General features: G+C 35.3%; 12 protein-coding genes. 6 read left to right on the top strand and 6 right to left on the bottom strand.

Annotation, left to right across the window (positions count from 1 at the left end; all coding sequences use genetic code 11):
* Window positions 1–26: 26 nt before the first annotated feature.
* The 5 genes from ACYVFA_RS09095 to ACYVFA_RS09075 all read right to left on the bottom strand — a co-directional run bounded on the left by ACYVFA_RS09095 (window position 27) and on the right by ACYVFA_RS09075 (window position 8,843).
* The gene (locus tag ACYVFA_RS09095) at window positions 27–1,970 is read right to left on the bottom strand and encodes a sialate O-acetylesterase (RefSeq protein WP_460471507.1); all 1,944 of its coding nucleotides are present in this window, start codon (window positions 1,968–1,970) and stop codon (window positions 27–29) included.
* 194 nt (window positions 1,971–2,164) lie between these two features.
* Window positions 2,165–4,408 carry a T9SS type A sorting domain-containing protein gene (locus tag ACYVFA_RS09090; protein ID WP_460471506.1) on the bottom strand — a complete coding sequence of 748 codons (2,244 nt, stop codon included), beginning with the start codon at window positions 4,406–4,408 and terminating at the stop codon, window positions 2,165–2,167.
* Window positions 4,409–4,555: 147 nt separating this feature from the next.
* Entirely contained in the window at window positions 4,556–5,293 is a 738-nt protein-coding gene (locus ACYVFA_RS09085) for a L,D-transpeptidase family protein (protein ID WP_460471505.1), read from the bottom strand.
* A 10-nt stretch (window positions 5,294–5,303) separates the two neighbouring features.
* The gene (locus ACYVFA_RS09080) at window positions 5,304–7,922 is read right to left on the bottom strand and encodes a DUF5686 and carboxypeptidase regulatory-like domain-containing protein (protein WP_460471504.1); all 2,619 of its coding nucleotides are present in this window, start codon (window positions 7,920–7,922) and stop codon (window positions 5,304–5,306) included.
* A gap of 36 nt (window positions 7,923–7,958) precedes the next feature.
* Window positions 7,959–8,843 (bottom strand): alpha/beta hydrolase, encoded by an 885-nt coding sequence (locus ACYVFA_RS09075; protein ID WP_460471503.1) that lies wholly within the window; start codon window positions 8,841–8,843, stop codon window positions 7,959–7,961.
* Window positions 8,844–9,135: 292 nt separating this feature from the next.
* Here ACYVFA_RS09075 and ACYVFA_RS09070 point away from each other — a divergent pair, with 292 nt between their 5' ends.
* The 6 genes from ACYVFA_RS09070 to ACYVFA_RS09045 all read left to right on the top strand — a co-directional run bounded on the left by ACYVFA_RS09070 (window position 9,136) and on the right by ACYVFA_RS09045 (window position 16,385).
* Entirely contained in the window at window positions 9,136–9,855 is a 720-nt protein-coding gene (locus tag ACYVFA_RS09070) for an alpha/beta fold hydrolase (protein WP_460471502.1), read from the top strand.
* Between the two features lie 92 nt (window positions 9,856–9,947).
* Entirely contained in the window at window positions 9,948–11,063 is a 1,116-nt protein-coding gene (locus ACYVFA_RS09065; protein WP_460471501.1) for an ATP-grasp domain-containing protein, read from the top strand.
* A gap of 84 nt (window positions 11,064–11,147) precedes the next feature.
* Complete coding sequence (locus ACYVFA_RS09060) at window positions 11,148–12,245, top strand: carboxylate-amine ligase (protein ID WP_460471500.1); 1,098 nt, start codon at window positions 11,148–11,150, stop codon at window positions 12,243–12,245.
* A 190-nt stretch (window positions 12,246–12,435) separates the two neighbouring features.
* Window positions 12,436–13,248, top strand: a complete 813-nt coding sequence (locus tag ACYVFA_RS09055; protein WP_460471499.1) for a type 1 glutamine amidotransferase — start codon at window positions 12,436–12,438, stop codon at window positions 13,246–13,248.
* Window positions 13,249–13,369: 121 nt separating this feature from the next.
* Window positions 13,370–14,566, top strand: coding sequence for a hypothetical protein (locus ACYVFA_RS09050; protein WP_460471498.1), 1,197 nt, complete (start codon window positions 13,370–13,372; stop codon window positions 14,564–14,566).
* 451 nt (window positions 14,567–15,017) lie between these two features.
* Entirely contained in the window at window positions 15,018–16,385 is a 1,368-nt protein-coding gene (locus ACYVFA_RS09045) for a glycoside hydrolase family 140 protein (RefSeq protein WP_460471497.1), read from the top strand.
* Window positions 16,386–16,436: 51 nt separating this feature from the next.
* Here the strand turns inward: ACYVFA_RS09045 and ACYVFA_RS09040 are convergent, their stop codons facing one another.
* Window positions 16,437–17,159, bottom strand: coding sequence for a hypothetical protein (locus tag ACYVFA_RS09040; protein WP_460471496.1), 723 nt, complete (start codon window positions 17,157–17,159; stop codon window positions 16,437–16,439).
* Window positions 17,160–17,210: the final 51 nt, after the last annotated feature.

Below are 17,210 nucleotides of genomic sequence, written 5' to 3'. Positions count from 1 at the left end.
TATATGACAGAATGATGATAAGACCTTTAATCGTTTTTGCAACCACCAATCTGTGCTGAAAAAACACTTCCTTGCTGAGCATCAAAACCGGGATTAAGATCTATAAATTTATTTGCTTCCAAAGTTAGTTGTTTTGTGCTATTTAACGAAATGAATGCAGAAATTGAGCTATTTGCCCCAATATAAGCCAACTGGGTTATCGTTTTTAAGATTACATTATCCAGACAATTTAATAAAATATCTTTTACCGCAGATTTTTCAGCGTTAGTCGTTTCAGCCGTAACCTGATAATAATAACGGTTATTCAGCTCTACTTGTGTATCATAGTAATTATCACCGTTAATTGTCCCAATCTCCGACAGGTTATTTGCATTATTGACACTACGCCAGATATGATACTTGGTTTGCGCATTTCCGTTCCAGGTTAGCTTAACCATAATCTCCTCATGTGGACTAACTGTTAAATCCAAAGATGTCGGGGTAACCGAAGAATCAGGATTATTGGTAATTGGTGGATTTACCGGAGGCTCAGGGTTAGTCGGTGGATCCGGTGTCACTATTGGGGGTTCCGGATTGGTTGGTGGGTCTGGAGTTGTAGGTATTTCTGGCGCCTGCCCTCCAATCTGAACATTATCAAAACTAAAAGCCCGCATACCCCAACTATTTTTAATATGAACACCATTATAAAACGGATAAGTATTATCAGCAAACCAATCCGGTAGATACGAAACAGTTTTGGGATTGCTGATATTGGCAAGATTCAAATAAATCTTATTGCCAATGCCTTCGCCAGACTGAACTACACCATTTCTACCATCTACATAAATATAGTCATTCATACTTCTCAGGGTAGAATTTGCTGTAGAATCTTTTGGGTAAATCATCTGCATACCTGCATCAAATTCTAAAACTAATCGATTGCCCTCCCAGTAAATCCTTTGAATATCCGGAGAATAAACTTCATTTGATTCATAGTTCCCATAAACCTCTCTGCCTATAACTCTTGATAATTCCATGGCAGTCTGCTGATAACCATCAAAGCTATAATGTAGTCCATCGTATCCTCTGGTTCCAACTGTACTAAGCGTACTAATTTTAGGATATAAATACTTGCTTCGTCTCTGAAAATCTCTTAAAAAACCGGCTTTATTATTGGCCTGAGTCAAGATGTTTGCCTGAAGATTATAAATTTTGCGAAGATTCGGAAAGTCATTATTCAGGTAATTATACAAAATTGTAAACTGCTCAGGATATGCTTCTGAATCTCCAAAATAATAGCCATCGCTCTCTCCATGCCTGAATACTAAATATTTAATCTGATCCTTTAATCCACTGGCATTAGCCTGAATAATCATTTTTCCATAATTATTATTAGGATCAGCCGGATTCTGTGCGTTTCTATCATTTAACGCTTTAATTGCTGCCCCACCCACTGCCGCTACAACTACACCAACCGGATAATTGTATTTCTGACTAAGCATTCTTTGCAATTCCAAAGCTATTAAACCCGTTCCTGGCCATTGTGAGGATTCAAATGGCACCAACCATTCGCCTGTACTACTATTAAAATCGTACATCACATAATACCTTAAAAAGGGGTCTCTGGCAGGTTGATATTCATTGATACCACCGTAACCCAGAGCATTTGATTGTCCGTATACTAAAAACACATCTCCGGCAGCTACTCTTGAAGCAGATTTTACCTCTTTCCCGTCAAGATATAGCTTGACAGAGTAGTTATACTTGCCTGCACGGATTTTTGGCGAGAATTCAAAAGGAGAAACACCTGAAATATTGAGGGTGTTTTCATAGGAAATATTTTCGTCTTGAAATATTCTTAAAGTAATGGTAGAATGATTTCTTTCAGTAACCAGCCCTTTTACATTAACAGTTGCCTCATTCAGTTCATCTCGTTGAAGAACCTGATTCGAAAGTGGAAATTTCTGATACGATATCTGTGAATAAGTCATTTGCCAACAGCATACTATTGGCAACACAAGTTTTAGAAAACTCTTCTTCTGGTAAAAATGGCCTGGTTTAAACACAAATAAATGATTTCTGATATATGTATTTGATTATTAATTCAGAAAAAAACGTGCCAAATTTTCAGATGGCAAAATCAGCAATTTAAAAGCTTAACTATCCGGGCGATATAATGGTTTGTTTATTCTATAACTATTTTCCCTGAGTTTATTAATTTACCACTTTTCATCCTATAGATATAAACACCCTTGTGTAAATTTCTGGTAGAGATTTTTTGCTGTTCATAAAAATGTGTTTGTTCAACTAGTCTGCCTTTTGCATCAAATAGTCGAAAATCAGTCATTAATTTGCTGGTTGTCGTAATAATGAAGTGATCCGTTGCCGGATTGGGAAATACCTTAATAGAATGGTTATTAGTTGGTTCATTGACTAGGATAACCTTTTTCACTTCAATATCTGCAACACCCTCAGTTTTACCGTTACCACATATATTCCTTACATTAATTACCGAATAAGCGAATGTTTCAAGGGGTCTTACAACTAAATCTAAATCATTTTTGGCTGATTTATGCGTTGTTGAGTCAGAAAGCATAAAATCGAACGGAGGTGATCCTGTAAATTTAAGGCTAAGACTTCCATCAGAGCCTTCATTAATTTGTGGTGTTTTTGTGGTAATAGTAACCGACGGTTTTATTTGAATAGCAAAACTATTAGTCGTTAATTCATTGGTTTTATTATCCGCAATAAGTCTAATTTTATAATAGTTCCCTGTTTTCACATCCTCTGAAAAAGTTACCAGAATAGGAGAAGTATTTCCTTCTCCTATTATTTTACTCGACGTAAAAGATCCATTTTCATCCGATAACTGCACTTTAAATATAGTATCTGATAAATCTTCATAGGTCGTATATAAAACCTCCGCCTGGTTGCCTATACATTTAGTAGTTGTATCTACATAAAGTGTTAATGGCCCTAGATGCGGCGAAACTTCAATAGGATTATTTTTAATACTAACATTATCAAAACTAAAGGCCCGCATACCTAGTGAATTCGTAAAGTGCGTGCCCTCATAAAAAGAAAGTGGGGAGGGCGAACCGTAAGAAGATGGTAAATATGATACAGTAGAGCCTTTGGCAGTAGTATTGAGGTAAATCTTATTATTAACACTATAGCCTGAATTGACCAAACCACTTTTTCCATCTATATAAATAAAATCCTTCATTCGCCAGAGGTGCTTATTAATAGTAGTATCTTTTGGATATACCATTTTCATGTTTTCATCAAATTCTAAGACCAACTGGTTATTTTCCCAATAAGCCTTTTTCAAATCAGGTGAATATATCTCTGCAGACTCTTTGCCTCCATAAACTTCCTTGTCCAGGATTCTTGAAAGTTCAAAAGTTGTTTGCTGATAGCCTGCAGTGTTATAATGAAGTCCATCATAGCCCTTAGTGCCAACTGTGCTGATATTTGTTATGATTGAAGATACATTTTCAGAATTCCGTTGAAATTCTCTCAGAAAACCTGCTTTAGTATTATGTGTATTCAGAATATTAATCTGAAAATTATAGATTTTTTTTATGTGAGGAATATCTGTTTTCAGATAATTAAGCAGTTTTGTAAACTGATGCGGATAAGTTTCAGATAAACCATAAAATGTTGCATCACTTTCACCATGTCTGAAAATCAAATATTTTACCTGATCTTTTATACCACTCGCATTTACCTGAGTCAAAAGTTTTCCATAATCTGTATGAACATCCGTTGGGTTTGCAGGATTTCTGCTACTTAGCGTTGCAATATCTGCTCCCCCTACAGCACCCACTACAACTCCAATTGGATATTTATGCTTCTGATAAAGCATTCGCTCCAATTCTAATGGAAAAAGCCCTGTACCAGGCCATTGTGAGGTCTCAAATGGCACCAGCCATTCGCTATCCTTATTATTAAAATTATACATAACAAAGTAGCGGAGAAAGACGCTCCTCAAAGGCTGGTATTCATTAATGCCACTATACCCCAGAGCATTTGATTGCCCATAAAACAGGTAAATATCTCCCCCTACTACCCTATCTGCTTTTTTTATTTCGTTATCGTTGTAATAAAGCTTGATGAAATAATTGAATTCGCCTGCCTTGATTTTGGGATAAAAACTAATTTGTGTCTGACCGTTTAGAATGATTTCATTTTCAGAATACAGTTTTTCTTCCTGCCATATTTTTAACGTGAGTTTACCTCTTGTAGCTGCATTGACTGTTCCGATAACATGGATAATAGCGTCATCCTTTTCATCTCTTTGCAGAATCTGATTATTGGTAGGGAATTTCTGAAATTCAACCTGAGAAAAGCAATGAAATGAGCACAGGAGAGACAAAATAAGCACGAGCATAGTTTGTCTACCAAAGTAGATTTTAAAAGTTTTCATAGAGTTATGTAGTTGTTAAATCAAATATACCTTTTTCTAAGCAAAACGCATCGTTCTTTTTTAGAATAACGGTATTTTATTAAAGATAATACTCTACGAAATGAGAATTGTTTAAATATTACCAATTTGAGAAGAATCTGGTTAGTTTCAATCTATCTTATATTTTCCTTTAGCATTAACTCGCACCAATGGCAATTGCTTACTTTTGTCAAAGACATCATAAATAGGCTTTAGATTCGTCCAGAATGATAATAATTCTTTATTATCAGCATATTCCGACTTGAGTTTTGAGAAGGATTTTGTATTCAGGTGAGAGGGAAAGATATATACCTGAATCATACCACCAGCATTTTTGGCTTTCGCTGCTAATAAATATAATTCTTCAATATTATCATCACCTAGAGGAATACAGCCAATTGAGACACAATCACCATGAATGTAAATATCATTGCCAGGATTGCTCTTATCGGCAAAAATCAGATCAGATTTATTGGGATAATTAATTTTGAACGAAAGATGATAGGCACTTTGAGGATTGAAATTAATTACATGATACACTCCTTCTGGAATTTGCAAATCACCAGAACGCCTTTTAGGTCCTAGTTTACCAGAGAAAGTACAGAAATCGTATGTTTTAATTAAAGTAAAAGTAGTCGCATTTTTATTCTTTGCCCATACTTCCAATTTTTGTTCTTTTTTCAAACCGCGCAGAAACAAATCGAACTTTGAAGTGTGAATACCATTTGATTTTAATAGTTTCTCAACCTCTTTTCCTTTGGTTTCATAGGCTTTCGAAACTCTGGGGAATTCTAATTGTTTCTTAAAAAAATCTGGTTCTGAAGTAAAGGATAAAATACTCAGCATAAGTAGCAGCAAGAATTTCATATAGTGTTTATTACATGGTTACACCCAATTTTACTCCCCACCTTTGGTATTTTCCATTTTCATAGCTCATCACAGCTTCTATACGAAGCGCTTTCAATATTCCATCTATCCCATAACCAATCTCTACATAATTCTTTAAGGTAGGCGAGTTCAGATAATTCACAAAAATATCTTCCTTTAAACCCCATATACGTGCAATTGGGACTTGCGTAAGCAGTAATTTCTTAAATTCATTAATAACGTGCCCTTGCAAATAGCGTCCCTTAGTGCTGAATCTATATGGATTAAGATAGGTAATGCCTTCCTCTCCTTCAACGGGTACCCTAGTATCAAGTAAACGATAACGCGCAAAAAGGCCCGTTTGCAAGGCATTCAGATAATTATTATTGATGTGTTTCAAATCCATCAGATAAATCTTTCTGCTATTCAGAAAATCACCTGCCTCAATCATATAATCCAGTTTACCTAATTGGCCTAGATTAATATTTTGTTTCACATTCAGGCTTATATAATCAAAATCTGTATCAAGCATTCCTTTTTTATAAGTAAGGGTAATTGCAGGAGCTTTACCCATCAGATACCTTTTCACACCATTTTTGACAATAATTTTAGATGATGGAGTCCATCTAATTTGCCCTTGCCAGATAAATGCCGTATTTCTTTCAAAAGCGCCATTACCTAATTCAATACTTGGTGGGTTATTGACAGAGAACCCATTTTTTGCATAATCCTTGACTCTATAAATTTTATTAAGGTTTTCCAAGGGAGATCGTTCTGATATTTCAATATTTGTAGATAACGACAATCGGGCATCTTTTTCAAAAGTATAAACCAGATTGAAGTATTTCTTATCATATATTTTCATAAAATTCTGTTCATTGAAAAGCGTAGTCACCGAATTCATCCATTCAAAAATATAACTATTTGGGTCAAATTGAGTAATGTATTTCCCTAAACCTATCGACAATTTTGAGGCAGCTTTTTCAAAGTCAAACCCTAATCTACCCCTTACGCCTTTTTCCTCAAAAGCATAACGTATATTACCATATACATTGTATCTGAATTTAGCTCTTGGACTAAAAAGTGCATAATTTTTATAACCTAAACCCAAGTCTGTCACAAAACCCTCAACCGAATTATAATTCAACCCAACAAATGGCATATAAGGAGGTTCGAAATGCAGATAATTACCATTTTTAAGTTTGAAGTCATAATTCATGATAAAATATTGCCACGATTTTCGAATAGAGTCTCTCTTTAGGCTATCTCTCTTCAAAACATGGGCTACCTTTATACTATCTCCATATTTATAACTTTTCTTTTCTTCTGAGGTCAACGGAATATTTCTGACCGTACTCCAGAATGTGGTATCTCTTGTTCTGGCTTGCGGGTCAATTTCAATTACTTCACTACTAAGAATACCTAAATCTCGATTTTCTTCTTTGGCACTTGCCCTCTCCTCTTTCTCAAAATCTTTCATTATTTTCTTCATATTCTTAAGCGAAAACTCTTTCTGATCTTTCAGTAACTCTTCTGTTTTTGAGTTTTTTAATGCTTTCTTTGAAAGTGGATTCTGGAATTTACCCTCTTTGGTTTCATCAACTAACTTGATTTCTTCTACAAAAGCCGGGTTGGTTTTAACAGTAGAATAATTAGCATTCACTTGCGCTTTTATCAGGAAATCAAAACCAAATAGTTTTCCCGAAAAATCCAGCCGCTGATTAATAGGTAGCCAGACTTTTTCTATCGGGCCATAATACTGGCTCAGTTTTAGGTTTAATCCATTGTCAATCGTTTCTACATCTACGCTATGAATATTCCAATAATTATCAATGATATGAATAGTGCCTTGCCATACGCCATCACCATATGATTTTGGAATGATTTTAATTTTATTGACGATTAAGCCTCTGTCTTCGAAAAACCCTTCATATTCGAATCGATAATATTTGAATGCCAAAGGAGAAAGCGGAGAAACACGATTAGTGCCGGGGTCGTAGAAATCGAAAAGATAAAAGCCATCCGACATAGAGAGTCCTTCAAAAGTACTCTTCTGCCCGAAAACCTTTGTATATTTTGAATTAGGCTGAGCAAAACTAATTTCCATGACCGATTCGGACAGAAATGGTACCCCTTCTTTGATATTCTGTTTATTAAGGTCTTTTCTTAAAACCAGAGGAATTTTATTGAGTAGAATTGAATTTTTGACGTAAGCCTTCGCCTGATAACTAATCACCTGTTTCTGATGAATTTTACTTTTAGCTATGGCTTTCCGCATAATGGTATAGGCGGGGTCTTCTTCCTTTGAACTTATCTTAACTTCTTTTAGCGAAACCGTTTGCTCTTCTAATTTGATATTTAGCTCAATAAAATCCTGACCGACAGAAATATGTCTGGTTAAAGTTTTATAGCCTAAAAACTGAAAGTTCACATCATAAGTACCCGGTTTCAGATTCATCAGATATTCGCCTTCTGCATTTGCCATTGTACCGGAGTTTTGTCCCTTAACAATGATAGAGGTAAAAGGCAATCGTTCGCCTTTTGTATTCGTAATTACCCCTTTTATACCACCTGCATATAATTCAGTATAGCAAAAGAAGAAAAAATAAATAAATGATAGTCTGAGCATAAAAGATTTAAAAGTGAATTAACGCACGAAGAGGTTTTATTTTCCGACCAGCCATTTCAAGAAAACAGGCATTGCTTCGCTCCATGTTTTCAGATTATGTTCTCCGTCCTTTACCTCATAATACTCTATATCAACGGCTTTTTTATATCCAAGGTTTTCTAATTCTGCAATTAAATCAAGCGTGTCTTCTATTGAATCTATAATTCCATTATTATTACGGTCATCTTTTTCATCATTTGTACCACATTCAAACCAGAATTTCTGCCCATTATTGTACTTGCCTTCTTTTATAATATTATGCATTATTCTGTCCTTATCATCATCATAACCTTCTTCATAAGCTTTTTTTCTCCACCAGAACGACCCACTAAATACTCCTGCTTTCAAAAATTTTTCCGGATTGTTCCAAACAATATCAATAGCAGAAAGCCCACCTAATGAAAAACCGCAAAAGAAATTATCTTGTTTGTGCGTCGAAGTATGATAAGTCTGATGAATACTTGGCAGCAATTCATTTATTATAAAATTATTATATTTTCCAGCCAGATTACCCCTATTTTTATAATCTGCCATCGCAGCAGTGCCATATTCTTTAATTCTATCCTCATTGGTACGAATGGCCACTAAAACAAAAGGTTCAATCTCATTGTTTTGATAAAGGTCCTGAAGAATTTGCTCCATATTGAGTGCTTCTAAATCCTGACCATCATTCATAAAAAGCACTTTGTTCTGGTTGTGTTTAACGTAGTAATGAGGAGGTAATATTATATCATAAAAAACCTCCCGATTGAGGTATTCTGAACGAATTTTAAGGTTTTTCTGAACGGAAATCTGATGCACTTGTGAATAGGTTTTAATTGGTAAAAAGACTGATAAAAAAGCCATTAGTCCGAATGTGAGAACAAAATTTTTGAGAATCATTTGTTTCCTTGATTAAAATCGACTAATATTTCAGTTAAATGTTTTATTCTGACAAAAATACAAATTCAACAATCGAAAACACCAAACCAGCACAAAACAATATTTTATTTTTTCAGATAAAATATTTACAAAATTTTATATTTATACGAACGCTTAAAATAAGGATTTATCAGAATTTTATTTTGCAAAACATTTTCTCGTTAGAGAATTAACTCCGATTTTTGCATTAAATTATTTCATCAAACAAAAAAACTGCTCTGAAACAACGGGCTTTTTAAGCATTCTAAGCTGTATGGACGAAAAACATATTAAATTCTTTTCTCATTTTTTAGGTCGAGATATCGACATATTAATTAGCGGACATTGGGGCTATCCTATTCTTATGTTTCCGACTTCCATGGGCAATTATCTGCAAAACCGTGATTTCGGATTGAATAACTCTGTTGCCAATTTAGTGAATGAGGGTAAGGTAAAACTATATAATGTTGACAGTATAGATTTTCAGAGTTTCTATGCACAAGGCTTATCACCGAATGTCAAAATTTTCAATTATAACCTCTATACAAGATTTCTACGCGAGGAACTAGTTCCATCTATTCAAAGAGAATGCAGTGTACACAGAATTGCGGTAGCAGGTTGTAGTTTTGGGGGTTATCATTGCACAAATTTTGCGCTGAAATATCCAGATGTGGTTGATTATTGTTTCAGTCTAAGTGGAGCTTTTGAAATTAAAAGTTTCATGAAAGGTTATTTTGATGACAATGTCTATTTCAACAACCCGATTGATTATATGCAGAATCAGGATGGATGGAAGTATAACCATATGAAGATTGTTTTAGGTACTTCTGATTGGGATATTTGTAAGGCAGATAATATCAATATGTCGCGCATTTTAGCCAGCAGAGATATTCCGCATTCGTATGATGAGAAAAAATGGGCTTCGCACGACTGGCCTTTGTGGCGTATGATGTTCCCTGAGTACGTTGGCAAGATGATAGCCGGACAATTGTAAAATTGACTTATCAATAACTGAAAAGTCAGATAATAAATTGATTCATTACATTTTAAAAAAAAATAACGTAATTATCTAATTAAGACTTGTTTATGAAAAAAATAGGAATTCTTTTTGGCATGGAAGATACTTTTCCGTGGGCATTTATTGATGAAGTAAATAAAACCGCTCCTGCCGGAATCATTGCTGAACCTGTATCTATTGCTAAAGTAGAACAAGGTGTGCCGACAGATTATGCTGTAATTATAGATAGAATTTCGCAGGATGTGCCTTTTTATAGAGCATACTTAAAAAATGCGGCACTTTGTGGTACAGCAGTTATTAACAATCCATTTTGGTGGAGTGCTGATGAAAAGTTTTTCAATAACTGCCTAGCGGTGCAATTAGGGGTTCCAGTACCTAAAACAGTACTTTTGCCTTCCAAAGAAAGACCAACAGATACAACTGAGAAATCATTCAGAAACCTGAAATTCCCGATGGATTGGGAATATATGTTTGGTCAAATCGGTTTCCCTGCCTATATGAAACCTCACGCAGGCGGAGGCTGGAAAAGCGTATACAAAGTTTATGATGCAAATGATCTATGGCAAAAACATGAGGAGACTGGACAATTAGTGATGCTATTGCAGGAAGAAATCATATTTACAGATTATTACCGTTGTTATTGCTTAAATGGCAAATATGTACATATCATGCCATACGAACCACGTAATCCGCATCATTTACGTTATGCAACGCAACCTAAAACACAAGGTGAAGAGCATAAAAAATTGATGGCAACGATTACCGATTATGTTTTGAAATTAAATAATGCTTTAGGCTACGATTTCAACACAGTTGAGTTTGCTGTTCGTGATGGTATCCCTTATGCCATTGACTTCTGTAATCCTGCGCCTGATGCTGATGTTAATTCAGTAGGTCAACAAAATTTTGAATGGATTGTAGAGAATGCAGCGAAAATGGCAATTGAAAGAGCCATTGAGCAGAAACCTGGTCAAAATAACTGTACATGGGGCACATTTGTAGGCTCTGCCGTTGGAAATAGTGTACCTCCTGCTCCCGCTGCTCCAGCAACAGAGACAAAACCGGCTCCTGCTAAAAAAGTAGCAACAGAAAAAAAAGCAGAAGCAACGCCAAAGGCAGCACCAGCTAAGAAAGCTACCGCAGCAAAAGAAGAAGCGCCTAAAAAAGCAGCTAAGAAAAAATAAGCGATTGACTCGGTTGGCAATAGCCCTATCTATTGCCAACCCTACTAAACTGTTCCACTGTTAACCCCCTGAACTAAGAAAATTATGTCACAATTTACATTAGGTATTGAGGAAGAATTTCAGACAATTGACCCAAAAACACGTGAACTTCGTTCACATATGTCTAAATTAGTTGAGGGAGGTCAGGTAATTTTGCAGGAAAGAATTAAACAGGAAATGCACCAGGCAGTAGTTGAAATGATTTCGAGCGTATGCGAAAACATTCAACAAGCCAGAGAAGAAGTAACCTATTTGCGAAAAATGTTGTTCGATCTGGCTGCCAAACAAAACCTTCATATTGCTGCAGCAGGAACTCACCCGTTTTCAGATTGGCAAAACCAATTAATAACACCAAACGAAAGATATGAGAAATTGATTGACGATATGCGTGACGTAGCTCGTGGAAATCTAATTTTTGGTCTACATGTACACGTAGGTATTCCAAATCGGGAAGAGGGTATGCAGATATTGAATACAGCACGGTATTTTTTGCCGCATATCTATGCGCTTTCAACCAATTCTCCCTTCTGGTGTGGGCGCAATACTGGTTTTAAATCTTATCGTTCTAAGGTATTCGATAAATTCCCAAGAACGGGTATCCCGGATTATTTTTCAAGTGTAGCCGAATATGATAACTACGTCAATCTATTGATTAAAACCAATTGTATAGATAACGGCAAAAAAATCTGGTGGGATATTCGTTTGCACCCGTTCTATCCAACACTTGAATTCAGAATCTGTGATATTCCGATGCGTGTTGATGAGACCATCTGCTTAGCTGCGCTAATGCAGGCAATCATTGCCAAAATTCATAAACTCCATAAACAGAATCTAAGCTTCCGCACTTATCATAGAATGCTTATCAGTGAAAACAAATGGCGTGCAGCTAGATACGGTATTCAGGGAAACCTGATTGACTTTGGTAAAGAAGCAGAAGTTCCTTATTCGCATCTGGCAGAAGAGTTAATGGAATTTGTAGACGATGTACTGGATGAACTGGGAAGCCGCAAGGAGGTAGAATACATCCATGAAATCTTAAAAATGGGAAGTGGAGCAGACAGACAATTGAGAGTATTTGAAGAAACCAATGATTTAAAATCTGTAGTTGACTATATAGTTTCAGAAACTAGAGTAGGCCTTTAAATATTGAATGAAATAACTCATTAAAAATGTTATCTCGTTTTAGGTTGAATCAATCCTGTAAGTATAATGCTTACAGGATTTGTTTCTTTAATGATAATCCGAATAAATAAATCAGTAATTTTTTATTAAATTTGTGTTAATTTCTTACTAATATGAGCCTTGTTGATAAAAAAACAAGCCTGTTTTGATTATGAATATTGCAATTTTAGACATGTACGAAGGCAGGCCTAATGAAGGTATGCGTTGTATAAAGATGATTTGCGACCAGTTTTTGTCGGAGGAAGGCGTTGGTGGTCGCTATGATATTTTTGACGTACGTCAGAAAAATGAAATCCCTGATATAAATGCATATCAGATATTTATCTCTACTGGTGGCCCTGGAAATCCATTGCCGGAAGGTCATCTCTGGGAAGCAAAATTTAATAATTTTATCGATGATATTTTTGAGTATAACCAGCAAAATGAAATTAAGAAATATCTTTTTCTGATTTGCCATTCATTCCAGATTGCAAGCAACCATTTAGGATTTGGCAAAGTTTGTAAAAGAAGATCTACTTCGTTTGGGGTTATGCCGATTCATAGAACTGAAGATGGAGAAAATGAACCTTTATTTGATAAACTACCCGAACTTTTCTATGCAGTTGATTCAAGAGATTATCAATTAGTTCAACCCAATTGGGAGAAAATACATGAATTTGGTGCAAAAGTGTTATGTCTGGAGAAAGTTCGTCCCTATGTACCTTTAGAGCGTGCAGTGATGGCCATTCGTTTCTCTAATGAAGTTTTTGGTACACAGTTTCATCCGGAAGCAGATTCAGAAGGGATGATGCACTATTTCAAGCAACCTGAAAAAATGCTGGCCGTTATCAAGGAATATGGTTCAGAAAAATATGAAGAAATGATTGATCGTTTAGATGATCCTGATAAAATTATGCTCACTGAATCAGTCATTATTCCTACTTTCCTTCGAAATGCCGCCGAAAATATATTAGAAATGGCGTAAATTATTTGATAGAGAGGTTGGAAAGGAATGACCAACCTCTTTGTTTTATATCATTCATCAATTTGTTTGTGTTTTCTTGGCACAATCTTTAAATTCACCGCCACAATAATCCCAATAATTTATGATTCCTGAAATCCGTCATCAATTCAATGAAAGTTTTTCAATAGAAAAATATCAGGCACTTCTAGCCGAAATTGAAAAAGATTTCCCGTCACAATTAGATTTTCGCGTTGCAGAAACACCTGTGTTTGTTCCTCAATTGCTCAAAATCAAAATATTACAGGCCTGTAACGATATTATTGATACACTCACCAAAGAAGATTTTAAGGCTAAAACAGATAGAGCTATTCCAGCCAATCAAAATGTGCCGAATGAAGATAATCATCCTAATTTTTTAGCGATTGATTTTGCAGTCTGCAAAGATGAAAAGGGAGAATTAAGCCCACAATTGATTGAGTTGCAAGGCTTCCCATCCCTCTTTGGTTATCAATGGTATATCGGACAGAAGTATAAGAAATTCTTTTATCATCCAAAGAATTTCAACCAATACTTTAATCGCCTGAATATGGCAAGCTATGTAGAGTTTATGAAAAAGGTTTTTTCAGGAGGTAAAAAGGCTGAGAATGTAATTCTTCTGGAGATTTATCCTGAAAAACAAAAGACCCGTTTGGATTTTGAAATAACCAAGCAATTATGGGGAATTGAACCTGTTTGTTTAACTAAAATCAAAAAAGAAGGCAGAAATTTATACTACGAAAAAGACGGCAGAAAAATTGAAATCAAACGTATTTATAACCGTTTGATTTTCGATGATTTATTGCAGAACTTTCCGGATTTAGAAACAGAGTTTAAGTTGACTGATGATGTAGATGTAAAATGGGTGACACATCCAAACTGGTTTTTCAGAATCAGCAAGTTTACTTTGCCCCTACTCAAAAGTCCGTTTGTACCTAAGAGTGAATATTTATCTGATTTAAAAGAATACCCTGCTGATTTAGAAAATTATGTATTGAAACCTCTGTTTTCATTTGCCGGAAGTGGGGTAAAACTCAATTTTACGAAAGAAGATTTAAATGCTATTGAAGACAAAGAAAACTTCCTGATTCAACGTAAAGTTAAATACGAGCCAATCATTGAAGACCCGGAAGGTAACCTCATAAAAACAGAAATTAGAATGCTATTTGCCTGGGAAGATTCAGCACCACGCCCTACCCTAGTCACTAATCTGGCCAGATTAAGCCGGGGAGAAATGATTGGTGTAAACTTCAACAAGAACTTTGATTGGGTTGGTGGCAGTTGTGTGTTTTTTGAGGATTGATTAGACTAGATGATTATCAGTCTTTATTAGTAAAGACATCTTTTATCCTCATTAAACTAATTTAACAGATGAGACTAAAAAGACCAAAAATTATCGGAACCCTCAAAATACAACTAATGGTGGCCGAAAATTTGCGGTAATCAATGACATCAAAAATGCACCTAACAAAATCATAATTCCTTGTAGCTCAGAAGAACATGGATACGAAATTATTGAAAAGTTAAAACAAGCAAAACCAGGAGAAATATTACATCTTTAAAATTACTGATACTCTGTATCTCGTAAGAAATCATTCCTTGCAACATAAGTACCTAATTCAATAAATAAATTCTATGCCGATAAATAAGAAAAGTACTTATCGGCATTTTTATAATATTTTCCTAAGCACTTATTTTTTTCGATTTTATTCATTAGTTTGGATTTCTATTCAATCACGAATTCCTATTACAATATGAAATCAAATCGACTCTATTTAACTTTATTATTAATTTTTATTGGTTTTAGCCTTTCAGCACAAACCTTTTCAGTCAGTGAAAACAAGCGCTTTCTACTTAAAGATGGCAAACCATTTTTCTGGTTAGGAGATACAGCATGGGAACTATTCCACAGACTTGATAGGGATGATGCGGATTATTATCTCAAAAAACGCGCGTCACAAAATTATACTGTTATACAAGCTGTAGCTCTAGCTGAATTTGATGGCTTGGGAGTGCCTAATACTTACGGAGACTTACCTTTAGTTAATAACGATCCTACCAAGCCTAACGAGGCTTATTTCAAGCACGTAGATTATATCATTGATAAAGCCGCGGAATATAATTTAACAATTGGCTTTTTACCAACCTGGGGAGACAAACTCAATAAGTCAAGCTGGGGAAAAGGTCCTGAAGTATTTAATGTAGACAATGCCAGAATATACGGCAAATGGTTGGCCACTCGATATAAAAACAAAAAGAATATTATCTGGATATTAGGCGGAGACAGACAACCTAGAGCCAATACAAATGATGTAGAAGTTTGGAGAGCTATGGCAGCCGGAATTGTTGAAGGCGTTGGCGGCAATGATAAAGCATTAATAACCTATCATCCACAACCTAATAAAGAGGGTTCAAGTGAATGGTTTCATACAGATGATTGGTTCGATTTCAATATGTTTCAGAACGGGCATTGTCGAGATACCCCTATATATGATAATATAAAAGGTTCCTACGACAGAGCTTTAGTAAAGCCGGTTATTGATGGAGAACCTCTTTATGAAGATCATCCGGTTTGTTTCAATGCCCATGATTTAGGTACTTCAAATGCCTATGATGTGCGAAAATATGCGTATTTAGACCTTTTTGCTGGAGCATTTGGTCATACCTATGGTTGTCATGACATCTGGCAGATGTATTCTCCAAATAGAGAAGCTGTAAATGGCCCACATATTTATTGGCAACAGGCACTGGACTTACCCGGTGCTAAACAAATGCAACATGCCAGAAGATTAATCGAATCCCATCCTTTTCTTGATAGAGTTCCAGATCAATCGTTGATAGTTGAAAATAATCAGGCGCCAAGCGAGCGCATTCAGGCAACCAGAGGGAAAGATTATGCCTTTATTTATTCTGCAGCAGGAAAACCTTTTACGGTTAATTTAGGTAAAATATCAGGTACTCAGCTCAACGCTTATTGGTTTGATCCTAGAAACGGCAAGGTTCAGGAAATTAATAAAGTTGAAAATAAAGGTACTCAGAAATTTAGTCCACCACGTTCAGGTTATGGACAGGATTGGGTGCTGGTTCTAGATGATGCTTCTAAGAATTTTGCGAAGCCATAATTTATTTCTACTTTTTAGAATTGGGTACTTGTTTTTTTAAAGAAGCTCATTCTAGAAATCTCTATACTCAATATTAGCACCTCCAATAATAATTAACTTCCAGCTCTGGGTAGAAGAACTTAGTTTTAATGAATAAGAAAAGTTTTCGTTATCTATCTCCAATAAGTCTATTGGAATATTAATACTGACAATGGAGGAATTAGAAGACACAGGAGTGTTAAAAGTAAAAATACTTGTAGCCCCATTAAAATTATCTACTGGTGCGCGAATAATCTCCCCGGTTATTGATACTGAATTAGTATTACTGTTACTAAACAAAAACTTAATGCCACTTAGTTTACTTTTATGAGGAAAGAAAAGTGGAGTATAAAGCTCCCTGTTTGTACTTGGCTCTAAAAATATAACATAGTGATCAGCATAATAAGTAAAATCTGATCCATACGCGGTGGATGCTCCATCTGAATTAATATTGTAACTTAATTTGAAAGCCGAAGGATGGATACTAAAGTAACCCGTTACATACCCTGTAACTAAAAACCCATCATTGTTAGCATAAACTGGTCTGGCAATATATGGGTTTCCTGTAGAAAGTCCATTGACTCTGACTGAGTTACTTTCGGTAAAACCTGTTACTTTAAGATTTCCTTTGATATCTTGTATATTATTGACACCTGGATCAATAGTAACTGACTTAGGTTGAGGGATTTGCGCTATACAATTTATACTTATTATACTTAAAAAGAGAAATATGAAAATAATCGGAATGTTTTTCATTTTATGAGTTATTCTTTAATTTCTCAAAATAAGCCAATAATCAAGATGTTG

Source organism: Emticicia fontis (genome assembly GCF_054779675.1).
This window is presented reverse-complemented; position numbering and strand designations above follow the sequence as displayed.